A 17,887-nucleotide genomic window follows, 5' to 3' on the forward strand; every position below is an offset into this window, starting at 1 on the left:
GCCATCTGAAACTTGGAGGCGGTTCGTCGCAGGCCTGACTCACGCGGCCTGCGACATGAATCACTGCTGTGCCTGTCGCGGTGCCAGCTTGACCTGGACTTCGTAACGCTTGCGCAGTTCGGCGATGAAAGCGGCGAAATCGCGTTCGGCCAGCACCTGGCCGTATTGCTCGGCCACCGCCCTGACCCGCTCGTCGCCGTCGGTGATCTGCGGACGGTCGACCGCTTCGATGCGGTAGATCACGTAGTCGCCGTCCGGCAGGGCCAGGCCGACATGCGCCGGCAGCTTGGCCGCCGGTGCGGAGAACACCGCCTGCATCGCTTCGCCGGGCAGGCCGGGCGCGGCTCGCTGCAGCTTGCGCACGGCGCCGAAATTGCCTTCGACCGCTTCGCCCTTGTCGAGCGCGGCCAGCATCGCGCCGCCCCGCTCCTGGGCGCGCTTTGCACCTGCCTCGCGGCGCAGCTCGGCCACGACCTGGTCGCGCACTTCGTCGAGCGGCGGCTGCACTGCGGCTTCGAAGGCCTTCACCCGCGCGGCGACCAGCGTGTTCGGCGCCACTTCGATCGCCTCGGTGTTGCGGGCACTCGCCACCGCATCGTCGGCGAACAGCGCATCGAGCAGGCGCTCGCTGCCGTAGCCGCCGACGTCGCCGCCATTGCGCGACACCCAGTCGGTGGTACGGATCTCGAGCTTCAGCGCCTCGGCGACCGGCGCCAGGCTGTCCGGCTGCTCGTAGACCATGTTGGCGAACTGCTCGGCCTGTTCGGCAAACAGCCTGCTCGCGGCCTGGCTGCGCAACTCGGTTTCGATTTCGCCGCGCACGTCGTCGAACGGACGGGTGGACGCCGGCTTGATGGCGGTGACCTGGATGACATGGACGCCGAAGTCGCTGCGCACCGGTTCGCCGATCTCGTCCTTCTGCTGCGAGAACGCCGCATCCTCGAATGAAGCGACCATCGCTCCGCGGCCGAAGAAGCCCAGATCGCCGCCGCGCGAGGCGGAACCGCTGTCCTTCGACTTTTCCTTCGCGACTTCGGCGAAAGCCGACGGATCCTTGCGCAGTTGCTCGGCGATCGCCCGCGCCTCGCCCATCACCCGCTCGACTTCGGCGGCATCGGCATCGGCCGCAAGCTCGAGCAGGATATGGCGTGCCTGGCGCTCCTCGGCAACGCCGAAGCGGCCGGGGTTGCCGTCGTAGAAAGCCCTGATCTCGTCTTCGCCGACGCTGACCTGCTTCTCCACGGCTTCACGGTCGAACACCACGTATTCCGCCTGCAGACGCGCCGGGCGCTGGAAGCGTGCGGCGTTGGCGGCATACCAGGTGCCGATCTCGTCGTCGCCGACCTGGAGGTCGGCCGCCAGGCCGGCGCCCGACAGGCGCAGCTCGCTGACGGTGCGCTCTTCGAGCTGCGCTTCGAGGAAACGGCGGGCCGACGACAGCGGCGCGAAGCCGGCATCGCCCACGGCCAGCGAAACGTGCTGGATGCGGACGTCCTGCGCCAAGCGGGATTCGAACATCGCCGGCGTCATGCCCTGGGCGCGCAGCAGCATCTCGTAGCGTTCGAGGGAAAAGCGGCCGTCTTCCTGGAAGGAAGGCACGGCGGCGATGGTTTCCTGCAATTCCTGCGGCGTGACGCTGAAGCGGTTGTCGGCAGCGTAGAGGGCAAGCACGCGGCGGTTGATGACGTTGTCCAGCACCGAGCGGCGCAGCGCCTCCGATTCGAGCAGGGCGCGGTCGACTTCGCCGCCGGCAGCGGCACGCAGGCGGTCCTGCTGGTCGCGCAGCGCCTGCTCGAATTCGAGCGCGCCGATCGGCGTGCCCGCCACGACCGCGACTTCGTTCCCGCCCGGCGCATCGCTGAAATAGGCATCCATGCCGAAGAATGCGAACGGCACGATGAGGATGGCCAGAATGATTTGCGCAATGCGCTTGTTGTTGCGTACAGCCTCGAACATCTCGATTTCCGTTGGAATGCCTGGGGATGTGAAGAAACGGGAAGCCGGCAGTTTATCGCATCCCGGGCGGAATCGGCTTCCCGAACCCCACGAGCGTGTCGAACTACTCGAAATGAATGGACGGGAACCACTACACTTGCGGCATGCAAACGCGCACGCTTTTCCGCCGTCCGGGCCTGCTGGCCATGATCGCACTCGGTTATGCCGTGGCAGGCTGGCTGTCGCTGAAGCTGGCCGTTCCGCCCGACATCGCCTCACCGGTGTTTCCGCCTGCGGGCATCGCCCTGTCCGCCCTGCTCATCTACGGTTTCGGTGTCTGGCCTGCGGTCTTCACCGGTGCGTTCGTAGTCGAACTGATGGCCGAGCAGATACTGCTCGACAGCGGCATGGACATCTCCCCGGCCCTGCAGTGCATGCTGGCAGCCACCGTGACGCTGCAGGCGCTCGCGGGCGCCTGGCTGGCGCAGAAAACGATCGGCTTTCCGAACCGCCTCGATTCGCCACGACCGATCGTGCGCTTCATCGTCATCGTCGCCCCGCTCAGCGCCCTGCTGGCACCGACGCTCGCCTTGCCGCTGCTCCATGGCAGCGGGCAGTTTCCGGTATCGGAGTGGTTCTTCAGTTGGTGGAGCTGGTGGCTCGGCGACACCATCGGCATCATCGTCGCCGCACCGCTGATGTTCGTCTTCTTCGGGCGGCCGACAAGCGACTGGCACGGCCGCCGGGTCGGCGTCGCCGTGCCGTTCGCGGTCGCGCTGGTGATCCTCGGCCTGGCATTCCGCTACGTCACGGCCTGGGAAAGCATGCGCCTGGAAGCCCAGTTCGAACGCGACACCACCCATCTCGCCAGCCAGCTCAGCAAGCGGCTCGACGCCCAGCTCGACATGCTGCTCGCGCTCAAGGGCCTGGTGGGCGCAAAAGAGACGCTGAGCCGCGAGACTTTCCGCAACTTCGTCTCGCCCTGGCTGATGCGTTATCCGGGCACCCACAACTTCACCTGGAACCCCATGGTCCGGGACGCAGAGCGGGCGGCCTTCGAAGGCGCCGCCGGCAGCCCGGAGCAGCCCGTCTTCCGCATTCTCGACCGCGATGCGGACGGCCACACTTTCATCGCGCCACCGGCGGACGAGTATTTCCCGATCATCTACGTCGAGCCCTTCGAGCAGAACCAGGGTACGCTCGGCCTCAATGCCCTGTCGCTGCCGCCGACCGCCCGGGCGGTCCACGAAGCCCGGCAAACCGGGCTGCCGGTGGTGAGCGAAGCGTTCAGCCTGATGCGGGAAACCGAGAAACAGAACGGCGTCGTGATCTATCTCGCCAGCGAGCAGGCCAAGTACGCCCCCGCCGGCCAGGCGGGCAGTCCGGCAGGAATGATTTCCGCCGCATTCCGCATGGACGATGCCCTGGTCGGCGTGCGCAGCAATGCCCGCGAGATCGGCATCGAGCTGTGCCTGGTGGATCACGGTACGGGCGGCCCGCCCACCAGGCTCAGCGGTCCACCGGCTTGCGACAGCGACGAGTGGATAGCGGGAGATCTGGCGCGGGCGATCGCGCTGCCCTTCGCCGGCCGGCCATGGGAGTTGCGTCTGCGTATCGGCGACGCCTATCTGAAGGCCCAGCGCAGTTGGGTTGCATGGGGTACGGTCGCCACCGGTCTCTTCAGCCTGGGCCTGCTCGGCATCTTCCTGCTGCTCACCACCGGCAACACGCGCCGGATCGCCTCGCTGGTCGAAAGCCGTACCCGGGAACTCGAGGCCACCACGGCCTCGCTCTACGACAAGCAGGCCGCGCTCGCCGAAGCCATGCGCATCGCCCGCATGGGCAGTTGGGAAACCCGCAGCGGACGCGAAGGCCTGCGCTGCTCACACGAACTCCATTCCCTGCTCGGCAGCAGCCGGGGCACGCTCGACTCGCTGGACGACATCCTGGCCGCACTCCACCCCGAAGATCGCCCGCTGCTCGAAACCCGGCTCGAGCAGGTCATGAATGCCCCCGGCGCGGCGACTCTGGAGTGCCGGACCGCCACGGCACCGCCTTCGATCCTGCAGTTCCGCATCGAAAGCGAATGGCGCGGGGGCATGCTGGCGCGCCTGCGCGGCACCGTGCAGGACGTGACCGCAGCACGCGAGGCCGACGCCCACATCCATTTCCTCGCCCACTACGACACGCTGACCGGCCTGCCCAACCGCAGCGCCTGGATCGCCCATGCGCAGGAAGCCCTGGCCTCGGCCGAGCGCCACGATGACCGCATGGCCGTGCTGTTCCTCGATCTCGACAACTTCAAGACGATCAACGATTCGCTCGGCCACACCATCGGCGACAGCCTGCTCGCCACGCTCTCCAGCAGGCTGAGCAGTTGCATGCGCGGTGAAGACCGGCTTGCCCGCCTGGGCGGCGACGAATTCGTCGTGCTGCTGCCCAGGCTCGACCATGCCGAAAACGCCGCGGCCGTGGCGCGGAAGATCCTCGAGGTGCTGGGTGAAACCATCGCCATCGACGAGTACGAACTGCGGCCGTCGATGAGCATCGGCATCGCCATCTATCCCGAGGACGGCGACTCCATCGACGTGCTGCTGAGACACGCGGACACCGCCATGTACGGCGCCAAGGCCGCCGGCCGCAACAATTACCAGTTCTTCGTGCCGGAGATGAACCGGCAGGCCATCGAGCGCCTGCAACTGGAAAACGCCCTGCGCCGCGCGATCGGCAACGGAGAACTGGCGCTGCACTACCAGCCCCAGATCGACACCGCCAGCGGCTGCGTGGTCGGCTGCGAGGCGCTGCTGCGCTGGCGACATCCCGAGCGCGGCATGGTGCCGCCCGCGGTCTTCATCCCGGTTGCCGAAGATTCGGGGATGATCGTGCCGATCGGCGAATGGGTGCTGCGCGAAGCCTGCCGGCAGCAGGCGGAATGGAACCGGCAAGGCCTGGGCGCACTGACGGTCGCGATCAACATCTCCGCGCTGCAGTTCCAGCGCAGCAACTTCGTCGCCATCGTCGCGGCGATTCTCGCCGAAACCGGCGCCAATCCGCTCGCCATCGAACTCGAGATCACCGAGAGCGCGCTGATGGACCCGGGATCGGCCCTTTCCGAGCGGCTCGAAAAGCTGGTGGACATGGGGCTGACGCTTGCACTCGACGACTTCGGCACCGGCTACTCCAGCCTTGCCTACCTCAAGCGTCTGCCGCTGAAGCAGTTGAAGATCGACCGTTCCTTCATTGCCGATCTGCCGGGCGATGCCGAAGATGCGGCAGTCGCGACGGCGGCGCTGTCGCTGGCCCGCGCGCTCGGCATGGACGTCGTCGCCGAAGGGGTGGAAACCGCCGAACAGCGCGCTTTCCTCACCGAGCGGGAATGCACCCGGATGCAGGGCTACCTGTTCTCGCGGCCGCTGGATGCCGCCGCGTTCACAAACTGGGTCCGGATCATGGCCCAGGCCTGAGCGCCCGCAAGAGCGCCAGGCCCGGGTGCAGCGCCGGGATCAGGCCTTCTCGAACAGCAGTTTGCCGTCCCTGGCATCGACCTCGATGCGGTCCCTGGCGGCGAAGCGACCTTCGAGAATCGCCTTCGCCAGCGGGTTCTCGATGCGCTCCTGGATCGCCCGCTTCAGCGGCCGCGCGCCGAACACCGGGTCGAAGCCTGCTTCCGCCAGTTCGGCCAGTGCCGCATCCGTGACCTCCAGCGCCATGTCCAGCCGCGCCAGGCGCCGCTGCAGGTACTGCAGCTGGATTTTCGCGATACCGGCGATGTGCTTCTCGTCGAGGGCGTGGAACACCACGACTTCGTCGATCCGGTTGATGAACTCGGGGCGGAAATAAGTCTTGACCTCGGCCATCACCGCAAGCTTGATCACGCCGTAATCGTCGCCGGCCATGGCCTGGATCATCTGGCTGCCGAGGTTGGAGGTCATCACGATCACGGTGTTCTTGAAGTCCACCGTGCGGCCCTGGCCATCGGTCATGCGGCCGTCGTCGAGCACCTGCAGCAGCACGTTGAAGACGTCCGGGTGGGCCTTCTCGACCTCGTCGAACAGGATCACGCTGTAGGGCTTGCGCCGCACCTGCTCGGTCAGGTAGCCGCCTTCCTCGTAGCCGACGTAGCCCGGCGGCGCGCCGATCAAGCGAGCGACCGAGTGCTTCTCCATGAACTCGCTCATGTCGATGCGGATCAGGTGCTCTTCCGAATCGAACAGGAAGCTCGCCAGCGTCTTGCACAGCTCGGTCTTGCCGACGCCGGTGGGGCCGAGGAACAGGAAGGAGCCATACGGGCGGTTCTCGTCCGCCAGGCCGGCGCGCGAGCGGCGGATGGCGTCCGCCACCAGGCGCACCGCCTCGTCCTGGCCGACCACGCGCTCGTGCAGCTTATCTTCCATGTGCAGCAGCTTCTCGCGCTCGCCCTGCATCATCTTGCTGACCGGGATGCCGGTGGCGCGCGACACCACCTCGGCGATTTCCTCGGTGCCGACCTGGGTGCGCAGCAGCTTGTTGGGCGTGCCGCCGTCGCCGGCCTGCTCCGCCACCTTCAACTGGGCTTCGAGCTGCGGCAGCTTGCCGTATTGCAGCTCGGCGACCTTGTCGAGCTGGCCCTTGCGCTGGAATTCCGCCATCTGCGCGCGCAACGTATCGATCTCTTCCTTGATGTGGGCCGAACCGGCGACCTTGGCCTTCTCCGCCTTCCAGATTTCCTCGAGGTCGTTGTACTCGCGCTGCAGCTTCTCGAGTTCTTCCTCGATCAGTTGCAGGCGCTTCTGCGAAGCCTCGTCCTTTTCCTTCTTCACCGCCTCGCGCTCGATCTTGAGCTGGATCATGCGGCGGTCGAGCTTGTCCATGACCTCGGGCTTGGAGTCGATCTCCATCTTGATCCGCGCCGCGGCCTCGTCGATCAGGTCGATCGCCTTGTCCGGCAGGAAGCGGTCGGTGATGTAGCGATGGCTCAGCTCGGCGGCGGCGACGATCGCCGGATCGGTGATGTCAACGCCGTGGTGGATCTCGTACTTCTCCTGCAGGCCGCGCAGGATGGCGATGGTGGCTTCGACCGTCGGCTCCTCGACCAGCACCTTCTGGAAGCGGCGCTCGAGCGCGGCGTCCTTCTCGATGTACTTGCGGTATTCGTCCAGCGTGGTGGCGCCGATGCAGTGCAGTTCGCCGCGCGCCAGCGCCGGCTTCAGCATGTTGCCGGCGTCCATCGCGCCTTCGGCCTTGCCGGCGCCGACCATGGTGTGGATCTCGTCGATGAACAGGATGATCTGCCCTTCTTCCTGGGCGATCTCCTTCAGCACCGCCTTCAGGCGTTCCTCGAACTCGCCGCGGTACTTGGCGCCGGCCAGCAGCGCCGCCATGTCGAGCGACAGCACGCGCTTGCCTTTCAGCGTCTCCGGCACTTCGTCATTGACGATGCGCTGCGCCAGGCCTTCGACGATCGCGGTCTTGCCGACGCCGGGTTCGCCGATCAGCACCGGGTTGTTCTTGGTGCGGCGCTGCAGGATCTGGATCGCGCGGCGGATCTCGTCGTCGCGGCCGATCACCGGGTCGAGCTTGCCGCTGCGGGCGCGCTCGGTGAGGTCCAGGCAGTATTTGTTCAGCGACTCGCGCTGGCCTTCGGCATCCTGGCTGCCGACGCTGGCGCCACCGCGCACCGCCTCGATCGCGGCTTCCAGCGCCTTGCGCGACAGGCCGTGCTCCTTCAGCAGGCGGCCGGCCTCGCCTTTGTCATCAGCCAGCGCGAGCAGGAACATCTCGCTGGCAATGAACTGGTCGCCGCGCTTCTGCGCCTCGCGATCGGTGACGTTGAGCAGGTTGTTGAGATCGCGGCCGATGCTGACTTCGCCACCGTGGCCTTCCACCTTGGGCAGGCGGCCGATGGCCTTGCCGAGCGCGTTCTTCAGCGGCGGAACGTTGACGCCGGCACGCTGTAGCAGCGACACGCTGCCGCCGTCGTCCTGTTCGAGCAGCGCCTGCAGCAGGTGCAGCGGCTCGATGAATTGCTGGTCGTTGCCGACGGCGATGCTCTGCGCATCGGCGAGGGCTTGCTGGAACTTGGTCGTGAGCTTGTCGAAGCGCATGGAAGCCATCCTCGGGATTCGTTGAACTGAACCCTATGTGGGGCGCATTGCCCACGCTTCAAGTAGGCGCGCCGCCGGCTCAATTCGGCCTTTGCACATCCGCCGGTAATTGCGGATAGCGCACATAGTCCACCAGGTCCTGGATTTCCTGCGGCGGCGGCCTGGTCAGCAGGCTGACGACGACGATGGTCAGGAAACCGAGCGGCACGCCGAACACCCCGGCCGAAATCGGACTGATGTCGAACCAGGCGTTCTGCATCGAACCGCCGAAGAAGCCATGCGTGCGCACCATGTAGAAGACCGTGACCGTCAGCCCGACCAGCATGCCGGCGACCGCCCCGGGCCGGTTGGCCCGTTTCCAGAAGATGCCCAGCACCAGCGCCGGAAACAGCGCCGAGGCGCCGATCGAGAACGCCAGCCCGACCGTGAACAGGATGTTGTCCGGCCGCAGCGAGGCCACCCAGGCCGCCACCACGGCCACCACCAGCAACTGCGACTTGGAGATCACCAGGCGCCGATGAGCCGAAGCCGTCGGCCGCAGCACCTTGTAGTACAGGTCGTGCGAGAAGGCGTTGGAAATCGTCAGCAGCAGCCCGTCGGCGGTGGACAGCGCCGCCGCCAGGCCGCCCGCCGCCACCAGGCCGGACACCACGTAGGGCAGGCCGGCGATCTCCGGCGTCGCAAGCACGATGACGTCGGTGTTCAGGCTCAGCTCGGCAAGCTGCAGGATGCCGTCGCCGTTCAGGTCCTCGATCTTCACCAGCCCGACCTTGCCCCACGACATCACCCAGTCGGGCAGGATGTCGAGGCTGGAGCCGACGAGGTTGTGATAGACCTCCCACTTGGCGAACACCGCGTAGGCCGGCGCGGTGACGTAGAGCAGGAAGATGAAGAACATCGACCACAGCACCGACTTGCGCGCATCGGCCACCCCCGGCGTGGTGTAGTAGCGCATCAGGATGTGGGGCAGGCCCGCGGTGCCGAGCATCAGCACGAACATCAGCGCCAGGAAGTTGTTGCGCGCGATGTGGGACTCCTCCGGCGTCTCGCCGGGGTGGGCCTCGGCATGGCGCGGCGGCGGCCGGGCTCGTTCGAGTGCTTCGGTGCGCGCCTTCTCCCACACCCGTTTCGCGTCGCCGGGCGTGCGCGGCAGATCGCGCAATGCACGTTCGGCCAGCGCGATCTCGCGTGCCGAGGCATTGCCCAGGCGCAGCGCATTGAGCCGTTCGATCATGGCGCGGCGCTCGAGCTCGAGCGACTCCGGCAGCCGTGCTATCCGGTCGGCATAGCTTTCGGCGCGCTGGCGGTAGAGCTCACGGACCTCGACTTCGTCGGGAGCGTCGAACAGGACTTGCTCGCGCGCGCTGATCTGCTGCAGCACCGCGCCATAGACTGCCTGCGGAATCGGCACGTCGGTGAGCTTGTACGACAGGATCACCACCGGCACCAGGTAGGCGATGACCAGGATCACGTACTGCGCGACCTGGGTCCAGGTCACCGCCCGCATGCCGCCCAGGAAGGAGCACAGCAGGATGCCGGCGAGGCCGATGAACAGGCCGATCTCGAATTCGATGCTGATGAAGCGGCTGGTCACCAGGCCCACGCCGTAGATCTGCGCCACCAGGTACACGAAGCTGGCAAGCACCGTCGCCACCAGCCCGACCACGCGGGCGACGTTGCCCTGATAGCGCTCGCCGAGAAAGTCCGGAATGGTGTATTGGCCGAACTTGCGCAGATAGGGCGCGATCAGCAGCGCCACCAGCACGAAGCCGCCGGTCCAGCCGGTGACGAAGGCCAGCCCCTCGAAGCCGGAGAAGTACAGCGTGCCCGCCAGGCCGATGAAGGATGCCGCGCTCATCCAGTCGGCCGCGGTGGCCATGCCGTTGAACAGCGCGGGAACGCGCCGGCCGGCGACGTAGTACTCCGACACGTTCGAGGTCCGGCTCATGACGCCGATGCCGGCGTAGATCGCGATGGTGACGAACAGGAAGGTGTGGCCGATCACGCCTTGCGGCAGGCCCAGGTATTCGCCGATGGCGAGCCCGACGACGAACAGCAGGAAGATGCCTGTGTACCAGGTGTAGTAACGCTTGAGCCGGCTCGTGAAGGCGGATTGGGCGCTCACGGTCTATCCCGCCCGAAGGGGGTGCGATGCATCAATACTTGATCCGTGCGTAGTAGGTCTGCTCCGCGGCTTCGCGCGCCTGGCGCAGGGTCCGGATGCCCTTGTCCGCCAGCAGCGGAACGAGTTTCAGGAACACCTCGGCGGTGACGATGGCGTCGCCGAGCGCGGTATGCCGGCCGACGATCGTCAGGCCGAGCCGTTCGGCGATCGCCTCCAGGCGGTGCGACTCCTGGTTCGGATGCACCACCGCCGACAGCAGCAGAGTATCGAGCACCGGCTGGTCGAAGCGCAAGCCGGTCGCTTCCTCCTTGAGCTGCAGGAAACGCATGTCGAAAGCGGCGTTGTGGGCGATCAGCACGGTATCGGCGGCAAAGGCATGGAAAGCCGGCAGCACCGTGTCGATCGTGGGCTGGCCCTTCAGCATCTCCTCGGAGATGCCGTGGATTTCCGCCGACGCCGCCGCAAGCGGCCGGCGCGGGTCGATCAACTGCTCGAAGGATTCGTTGCGCAGCAGCTTGCCGTTGAGGATGCGGGTGGCGCCGATCTGGATGATCTCGTCGCCCTGCGAAGGGTTGAGCCCGGTGGTTTCGGTATCGAACACCGTGAACACCAGCTCGGTCAGCGGGCGGTCCTCGATCCCGTGCGATTTCTCCGACCAGGCGAAGAGGTCGAAATCGTAGTATTCCGGCCGGCTCTCGCCGCGCAGGAACAGCTCGGCCTCGGCCTGCTCCTGCGGCACCGCGGCGGGCAGCAGCACGCGGAAGAAGGCGCGGTGGCGGACTTTCTCGCGCTCCAGCCACATCTCGCCGTCGTGGCGGTCGATGACGTCGCGCACCGTCAGCGGGCTGCTTTCGTCCTCGATCCGCATCGGTTCGAGTTCCCAGCTCATCACCGTCTCGTTGCTCATCGCCTGGCCCGACCAGATCAGGTCGAGATGCACCAGGCGCCCGGCCGCGGTGAGGCGGAAGCGCACTTCACGTACCTCGAACTCGTCGGACAGGCGGCTCGCCAGATAGGTCAGGGCCTGGATCAGCGAGAAGCTGTCGACCTTCACCCACAGGTTTTCATCGATCTCCTCGAGCTTGGTGCGCAGCTCGATGCGCTGCTCGATGCGGCGCTGCACGGCCGCGACCAGGTCGGCGCCGAGCATTTCCTCCAGCGGCCAGCGCGCCTTCAGCGAATCGGCAAAGGCCTCGGCGGTCTCGTTGAGACGCTGGCCCATGCCCTGCACCTCGTCGCGGATCACGCGGCGGAAGCGGTCGCGCATGTCGTCGGGCAGGTCGCCGTACTCGAGCATTTCCGCCGCCGCCCGCACGTTCGCCAGCGCCGCACGGTTGCCTTCGGTCAGGTTGTGCAGCATCTGGTCGCGGCGCGACTCGGTCTCGAAGTTGCGGGTGATGTTGTCGAGCATCAGGATGAAGCCGGTCTGCGTACGCTCGCCCTCCTCCCCGCCCGCGCCCTCGCCTTCTCCTTGCGGCTTCGCCACCGACAGCACCGGCGCCATCTGCACCCGCAGCAACTGCCCCGCGCGCGTGGTGGTGACGAAGTTGGCCTGCGGCTGGGCCGCGCCGCGCCTGAGGCGCTGCTGGATGGTTTCGAGCGCATGGGCGATCAGGTTGCGCTCGAACACCGCGTAGATCGAACGGCCGAGGCCGATCAGTTCGCCGCCGCCGGCCACGCCCGGCGCGTCGGACAAGGCGCGGAACTGCATGCGCGCGCGGTTGTTGTAGAGCAGGATGCGGCCATCCAGGTTGCACACCACCACGCTCTGGGTCAGCTCGGACATCAACGCGGCAAGACGGTTCTTTTCCTGCTCGACCGAATCCTTGGCGCGTGCGATCTGCGCCTCGACGTCGGAAAGGATCTCGTCGCGCTGGCTCGCCAGCTCGTTTGCCGCGCTCGCCAGCATCCGCACTTCGGGCGGCCCTTCGGGCTGGACGCGGAAACCGCGGTTGGCGCCGAGCATCAGGCGCAGGTTCTCCGCCATCCGCAGCAGGCCTTGCACATACTGGCGAAACAGGATGCGCAGCACGCCGACGCCGGCGGCGAAGCCCATCACGGTCAGCATCGTGCCGACACCGAGATGCGGCGCGAGCACGTCGATCAACTGTTGCCTGCCCTCGCCCTGCGTCTCGAACCAGACGATCAGGGCGGTAAGAATGAACGGACCGGTCATCAACAGGCCTAGAACGACGACCGCGAGGGCAAAGCGCGTACGGGCCGACATCATCGTTCAGCCTCCCAGCAGGCTGCGTACCTTCTCCACCAGCTCCTTGGTCGAGAACGGCTTGGTCATGTAGGCATCGGCGCCGAGCGCCAGTCCTTTCGCCACCTCGGTGTCGCGCCCCTTGGCGGTCAGCATCAGGATGCGGACTGCCGCCATGGCCGGATCGGCCTTGATTTCCTGACAGACCTCGAAGCCGCTCTTCTTCGGCATCATCACGTCGAGCAGGACGAGGTCGGGATGATCACTGCGGATCCGCCGTGCCGCCTCTTCGCCGTCGTTCGCCACCAGTACCTCGAAACCCTCGCGCTTCATGAGGAATTCCAGGGATATGACGATGTTTTGTTCGTCGTCTGCGATCAGGATCTTCTTGGTCATGCTCTTCTCCTCCCTCCTGCGCCATTCTATGTCATTCGCTGTCCGCGGCAGGCGGCAAGGGAAGCTCGAACGAGAAAGTCGCTCCGTCTCCGGGTACCGACTCCAGCCACAAGCGGCCACCGAAGTGCTCGACGATCTGGCGACTGATCGGCAAGCCCAGCCCGGTGCCCTGCGGGCGCGAGTGCTCGTCCCCGCCCTGCCTGAATTTCTGGAAGATCACCGCTTCGAGTTCGGGCGCGATGCCCGGCCCGTTGTCGCGCACATCGACCCTGATCCGGCCCTCGTCGGCGGTCAGCCGCACATCGACGCGCCCGCCCTGCGCCGGCACGAACTTGGCCGCATTCGACAGCAGGTTGAGCATCACCTGCAACAAGCGGTCGTGATCGGCACGCAGCATCGGCACCGCGTCGGGCAGCTCGAGCCCGATCTCGGCATCGCGATCCCGGAACAACTGCCGCGTCGCCTCGATGGCGTGCGTCACCAGCTCGCGCATGTCGATGTCGGTGTTGCACCACTCCGCATGGCCGGCTTCGATCTTGGCCAGATCGAGCACCTGGTTGACCAGGCGCGTCAGGCGCACCGTCTCGGACACGATGATGCCGAGGAAGCGCTGGCGGTCGTCGACGTCGATGTCCGGATCGTCGAGCATCATCTCGGACAGCGCCCGGATCGAGGTCAGCGGCGTGCGCAGCTCGTGCGTGACCGAAGACATGAAGTCGTCCTTCAGCCGGTCGAGCTCCTTCAGCTTGTCGTTGGCCGCGCGCAATTCGGCCGTGGCCGCTTCGAGCTCGCGCGACTTTTCCTCGAGCTGGTGCGAGTAGGCCCTCACCTGCGAAGCTTCGTCGAGGATGTCCATGACCTCGCCCAGGCCGAGCGGCTCCTCCTGCACCACGGTCGACACCATGACGCGGGCCGAAGCGCTGCCGATCGCGCCGGCAAGCAGCGATTCGGCGAAATGGACCAGGTCGGGGTCGGCCTTCAGCTTGTCTATGCCGTCCTCTCCGCGGCTGCGGGCATAGGTCCGAAAAGCCTCCTCGGTGCGGCGCTGCCCCAGGAAGCGGGCGACCAGCGGGATCAGGTCGGCGACTTCCGCACGGCCGCGCCAGAAACCCGCCGGCGGGCTGTCGCCGCGGCGAAAGGCATTGACGAACAAGGCGCCCTGGCCTGCCTCGGCCGTGGTCGGGACGCGCAGCAGCGACACGAACACATAGCAGCCGATGTTGGCGAACAGGCTCCAGAACAGCGCATGGCTGATGTTGTCGAGCCCGGCAAGACCGAACAGCTGCTCCGGCCGCAGCCAGGCCAGGCCGAACAGCCCCTCGTCGAGGAAGGCCGGGTCCAGCCAGCCGGACTTGGCGAAGGACGGCAGCAGCAAGGTGTAGGCCCACACCAGGAAACCGGCGAGCAGGCCGGCGAATGCACCGTCGCGCGTGCCGTTGCGCCAGTACATGCCGCCCAGCATCGCCGGCGCGAACTGGGCGACGGCAGCGAAGCTGATCAGGCCGATGCTGACCAGCGCATAGGCTTCGCCGGCGAGGCGGAAGTACAGGTAGCCGAGCAGCAGCACGCCGACGATCGCGCCGCGGCGGATGCCGAGCAGCAGCCGGGTCAGGTCGCGCTGCGCCGACAACCCGAGCCGGCGGCTGCGCAGCAGGATCGGCATCACCAGGTCGTTGCACACCATCGTCGACAGCGCGATGGCTTCGACGATGACCATGCCGGTGGCCGCCGACAGCCCGCCGATGAACACGAACAGCGCCAGCGCGGCGTTGTCGTGCGCCAGCGGCAGCGTCAGCACGAAGGTGTCCGGATCGACCGTGCCCTGGCCGAAGTGGAGCAGGCCGCCGAGCGCGATCGGGATCACGAAGATGTTGATCGCCAGCAGATAGGCCGGAAACAGCCAGGTCGCGCGCCGCAGATGCTGTTCGTCGACGTTCTCCACCACCGCGATCTGGAACTGGCGCGGCAGGAAGATGCCGGCCAGCATCGCCAGCAGCACGTGCGCGAACCAGCCGCCGTAGCCGATCTTGCCGGTGCTGTCGAAGATCAGCAGGCTGGCGAGCCCGGAGTGTTCGCGCGCTCGCGCATAAAGGTCGGTGAAGCCGTCGTACAGCCAGTAGGTGACATAGACGCCGACGGCAAGGAAGGCGAGCAGCTTGACCACCGACTCGAAGGCGATCGCCGCGACCATGCCTTCGTGCCGCTCGGTGGCATCGAGATGGCGGGTGCCGAACAGTACGGTGAAGGCCGCCAGCGTCAGGGCGATGTAGAGCGTGCTGTCCTGCCACCAGTCGGCGTTCGCGCCGAGCGGCAGGGGGTTGCCGGCGTCTTCCACCAGCAAGGCATAGGCGCTGGAGATGGCCTTGAGCTGCAGTGCCACGTAGGGAAGGATGCCGACCACCGCGATCACGGTGACGAGCCCGCCCAGCATGTGGCTCTTGCCGTAGCGCGAAGCGATGAAGTCGGCGATCGAAGTGATCCGGTGGCTGCGCGAGATGCGGATCATCTTCAGCACCACCAGCCAGCCGAGCGCCATGCCCAGCGTGGGGCCGAGATAGGTCGGCAGGAACCAGATGCCGCCCGACGCGGCGCGGCCGACGCTGCCGAAATAGGTCCAGGCCGTACAGTAGACCGCCAGCGACAGGCCGTAAGTCCAGGCGTTGTCGATGACCGAGCGCCCCTGGTCGGCGCGGCGGTCGCCGAAATAGGCCACCGCGAAAAGCGTCAGCAGATAGGCGAACGAGGCGCCGATGATGAGCCAGCCCGGAAGCATCCGCCTGCCCTCAGCGCGCGCCGCGCTCGACGATCCAGCCCACGGCGACGATCAGCCCGCCCCAGACCGCGAACAGGTAAACGTGCAGCAGCGGCAGCCCGAACAACGACACAGGCCGGTCGAACAGCGACAGCAGCGGAAAATTGAGCAGCAGGGCGCCCGCGATGAACATCGCGACCAGCCGTTGCCCGGCAAGTCCCTTGCGCATCATGCCCCTCCCATGATGAGCGCTCCAGCAAAAAACGAATGCGCCCCCCGCTCTTGCGGCAGGTTGGGCGCATCGCACGTACGGGCGGCGGCATCATGCACGCCACTCCCTCTCCCCTGCCCGGCTTCGTCGCCGGGCCTTCCCTTATTTTTGTGCCGGCCGGGCTCTTGCGGCCCGGCTCGGCAGACTGCCTCAGCCCTTGAGCTGCTCGAGGATCTGCGGGTTCTCGAGCGTCGAGGTGTCCTGGGTGACGTCCTCGCCCTTGGCCAGTTGGCGCAGCAGGCGGCGCATGATCTTGCCCGAGCGCGTCTTCGGCAGGTTCTCGCCGAAACGGATGTCCTTCGGCTTGGCGATCGGCCCGATCTCGTGGCCCACCCAGGTCTGCAGCTCCTTGACCACCGCGGCCGCTTCCTCGCCGGTCGGGCGCGGCCCCTTCAGCACCACGAAGGCCACGATCGCCTCGCCGGTGACGTCGTCCGGACGGCCGACCACGGCCGCTTCGGCAACCTTCTCGTGCGCGACCAGGGCCGATTCGATCTCCATCGTGCCCATGCGGTGGCCGGACACGTTCAGCACGTCGTCGATACGGCCGGTGATGGTGAAGTAGCCCGTCTCGGCATCACGGATGGCGCCGTCGCCGGCCAAGTAGAGCTTGCCCTTGAAATCGTCCGGGTAGTAGGACTTCTTGAAGCGTTCCGGATCGCCCCAGATGGTGCGGATCATCGCCGGCCACGGACGCTTGATCACCAGGATGCCGCCCTGGCCCCACGGCACTTCGGTGCCGGTCTCATCGACCACCGCGGCCTGGATGCCCGGGAAGGGCAGCGTGCACGAACCCGGCACCATCGGCGTCGCGCCCGGCATCGGCGTGATCACGTGCGCACCGGTCTCGGTCTGCCAGAAGGTATCGACGATCGGGCAGCGGCCGCCGCCGACGTTGTCGTAGTACCACTGCCAGGCCGCCGGGTTGATCGGCTCGCCCACCGAGCCGAGCAGGCGCAGGCTGGACAGGTCGTACTTGGTCGGATGCACGGCCGGGTTGTTGTCGGCGGCCTTGATCAGCGAGCGGATCGCGGTCGGTGCGGTGTAGAAGATGGTGACCTTGTGGTCCTGGATCATCTTCCAGAAACGGCCGGCGTCCGGATAGGTCGGCACGCCTTCGAAGACGATCTCGGTCGCGCCGCAGGCAAGCGGGCCGTAGGCGATGTAGGTGTGGCCGGTGACCCAGCCGATGTCGGCGGTGCACCAGAAGACGTCTTCCGGCTTGATGTCGAAGGTGTACTTCATCGACAGCACGGCCTGCAGCAGGTAGCCGCCCGTCGAGTGCTGCACGCCCTTCGGCTTGCCGGTGGAACCCGAGGTGTAGAGGATGAACAGCGGGTGCTCGGCTTCGACCCATTCCGGTTCGCAGGCTTCGGACTGGCCTTCGCAGGCATCGTGGAACCAGGTGTCGCGGCCCGCGACGATGTTGCAGTCGCCACCGGTGCGCTTGGCCACGATGACGTTCTTGATCGTGTCGCAGCCGCCCAGCGACAGCGCCTCGTCGGCGATCGGCTTCAGCGGCAGCGCCTTGCCGCCGCGGTGCTGGCCGTCGGAGGTGATCAGCGCCACGGCGCCGGCATCCTCGATGCGGTCGCGCAGGGCCTGGGCCGAGAAGCCGCCGAAGACGATGGAGTGGGTGGCGCCAATGCGGGCGCAGGCCTGCATCGCGACGACGCCTTCGATCGACATCGGCATGTAGATGACGACGCGGTCGCCCTTCTTGACGCCCATGCCGCGCAGCGCGTTGGCGAACTTGCCGACGCGGGCGAGCAGATCCTTGTAGGTGACCTTGGTGACGTCGCCGCTGTCGGCTTCGAAGATCAGCGCGACCTTGTCGCCCAGGCCGTTTTCGACGTTGCGGTCGAGACAGTTGTAGGAGACGTTCAGCTTGCCGTCGGCGAACCACTTGAAGAACGGCGCATCGCTTTCGTCGAGCACCTGGGTGAAGGGCTCCTTCCAGTCGAGCAGTTCCTTGGCGCGGCGCCCCCAGAAACCTTCGTAGTCGTCTTCTGCTTCCTTGCACAACGCACGGTACCCGTCCATGCCGGACACCGCAGCGTTCTTCACCATCTCTTCCGAGGGGTTGTAAATGCGGACTTGCTGCTCATTGGACATGCTC

The 17,887-nt window shown here is 66.7% G+C and carries 9 protein-coding genes; 1 reads left to right on the forward strand and 8 read right to left on the reverse strand.

The genetic code is table 11. The features are described 5' to 3' along the window. Positions 1-60: 60 nt before the first annotated feature. Complete coding sequence (locus tag AAFL97_RS11370) at positions 61-1,956, reverse strand: SurA N-terminal domain-containing protein (protein ID WP_341645013.1); 1,896 nt, start codon at positions 1,954-1,956, stop codon at positions 61-63. Between the two features lie 143 nt (positions 1,957-2,099). On the opposite strand from AAFL97_RS11370, the gene AAFL97_RS11375 reads away from it, so the two are divergent. After that, positions 2,100-5,399 carry an EAL domain-containing protein gene (locus tag AAFL97_RS11375; RefSeq protein WP_341645014.1) on the forward strand — a complete coding sequence of 1,100 codons (3,300 nt, stop codon included), beginning with the start codon at positions 2,100-2,102 and terminating at the stop codon, positions 5,397-5,399. Between the two features lie 39 nt (positions 5,400-5,438). Here AAFL97_RS11375 and clpB read toward each other — a convergent pair whose 3' ends face one another. From clpB to acs, 7 genes are all read right to left on the reverse strand, one after another. Then, entirely contained in the window at positions 5,439-8,018 is a 2,580-nt protein-coding gene (gene clpB / locus AAFL97_RS11380; RefSeq protein ID WP_341645015.1) for an ATP-dependent chaperone ClpB, read from the reverse strand. Positions 8,019-8,097: 79 nt separating this feature from the next. After that, a complete protein-coding gene (locus tag AAFL97_RS11385) occupies positions 8,098-10,143 on the reverse strand; it encodes a sodium:solute symporter family protein (protein ID WP_341645016.1) in 2,046 nt (681 codons plus the stop codon). Positions 10,144-10,174: 31 nt separating this feature from the next. Continuing rightward, positions 10,175-12,370 (reverse strand): 3'-5' exonuclease, encoded by a 2,196-nt coding sequence (locus AAFL97_RS11390; RefSeq protein WP_341647144.1) that lies wholly within the window; start codon positions 12,368-12,370, stop codon positions 10,175-10,177. Between the two features lie 6 nt (positions 12,371-12,376). Continuing rightward, complete coding sequence (locus AAFL97_RS11395; protein WP_068635476.1) at positions 12,377-12,745, reverse strand: response regulator transcription factor; 369 nt, start codon at positions 12,743-12,745, stop codon at positions 12,377-12,379. 31 nt (positions 12,746-12,776) lie between these two features. Further along, on the reverse strand, positions 12,777-15,518 hold the full coding sequence (locus AAFL97_RS11400; protein ID WP_341645017.1) for a sensor histidine kinase: 2,742 nt from the start codon (positions 15,516-15,518) through the stop codon (positions 12,777-12,779). A gap of 10 nt (positions 15,519-15,528) precedes the next feature. Continuing rightward, positions 15,529-15,729 (reverse strand): hypothetical protein, encoded by a 201-nt coding sequence (locus AAFL97_RS11405; protein ID WP_341645018.1) that lies wholly within the window; start codon positions 15,727-15,729, stop codon positions 15,529-15,531. A gap of 189 nt (positions 15,730-15,918) precedes the next feature. Next, positions 15,919-17,883 carry an acetate--CoA ligase gene (acs, locus tag AAFL97_RS11410; protein ID WP_341645019.1) on the reverse strand — a complete coding sequence of 655 codons (1,965 nt, stop codon included), beginning with the start codon at positions 17,881-17,883 and terminating at the stop codon, positions 15,919-15,921. Between the last annotated feature and the right edge of the window lie 4 nt (positions 17,884-17,887).

Source organism: Thauera sp. SDU_THAU2 (assembly GCF_038260575.1).
Taxonomy (GTDB): Bacteria; Pseudomonadota; Gammaproteobacteria; order Burkholderiales; family Rhodocyclaceae; genus Thauera.

Coding starts and splice junctions, on each gene's coding strand:
- AAFL97_RS11395 (WP_068635476.1), bottom strand. CDS start 12,745: ATGACCAAGAAGATCCTGATCGCAGACGACGAACAAAACATCGTCATA.
- AAFL97_RS11400 (WP_341645017.1), bottom strand. CDS start 15,518: ATGCTTCCGGGCTGGCTCATCATCGGCGCCTCGTTCGCCTATCTGCTG.
- AAFL97_RS11370 (WP_341645013.1), bottom strand. CDS start 1,956: ATGTTCGAGGCTGTACGCAACAACAAGCGCATTGCGCAAATCATTCTG.
- AAFL97_RS11390 (WP_341647144.1), bottom strand. CDS start 12,370: ATGTCGGCCCGTACGCGCTTTGCCCTCGCGGTCGTCGTTCTAGGCCTG.
- AAFL97_RS11405 (WP_341645018.1), bottom strand. CDS start 15,729: ATGATGCGCAAGGGACTTGCCGGGCAACGGCTGGTCGCGATGTTCATC.
- acs (WP_341645019.1), bottom strand. CDS start 17,883: ATGTCCAATGAGCAGCAAGTCCGCATTTACAACCCCTCGGAAGAGATG.
- AAFL97_RS11375 (WP_341645014.1), top strand. CDS start 2,100: ATGCAAACGCGCACGCTTTTCCGCCGTCCGGGCCTGCTGGCCATGATC.
- clpB (WP_341645015.1), bottom strand. CDS start 8,018: ATGCGCTTCGACAAGCTCACGACCAAGTTCCAGCAAGCCCTCGCCGAT.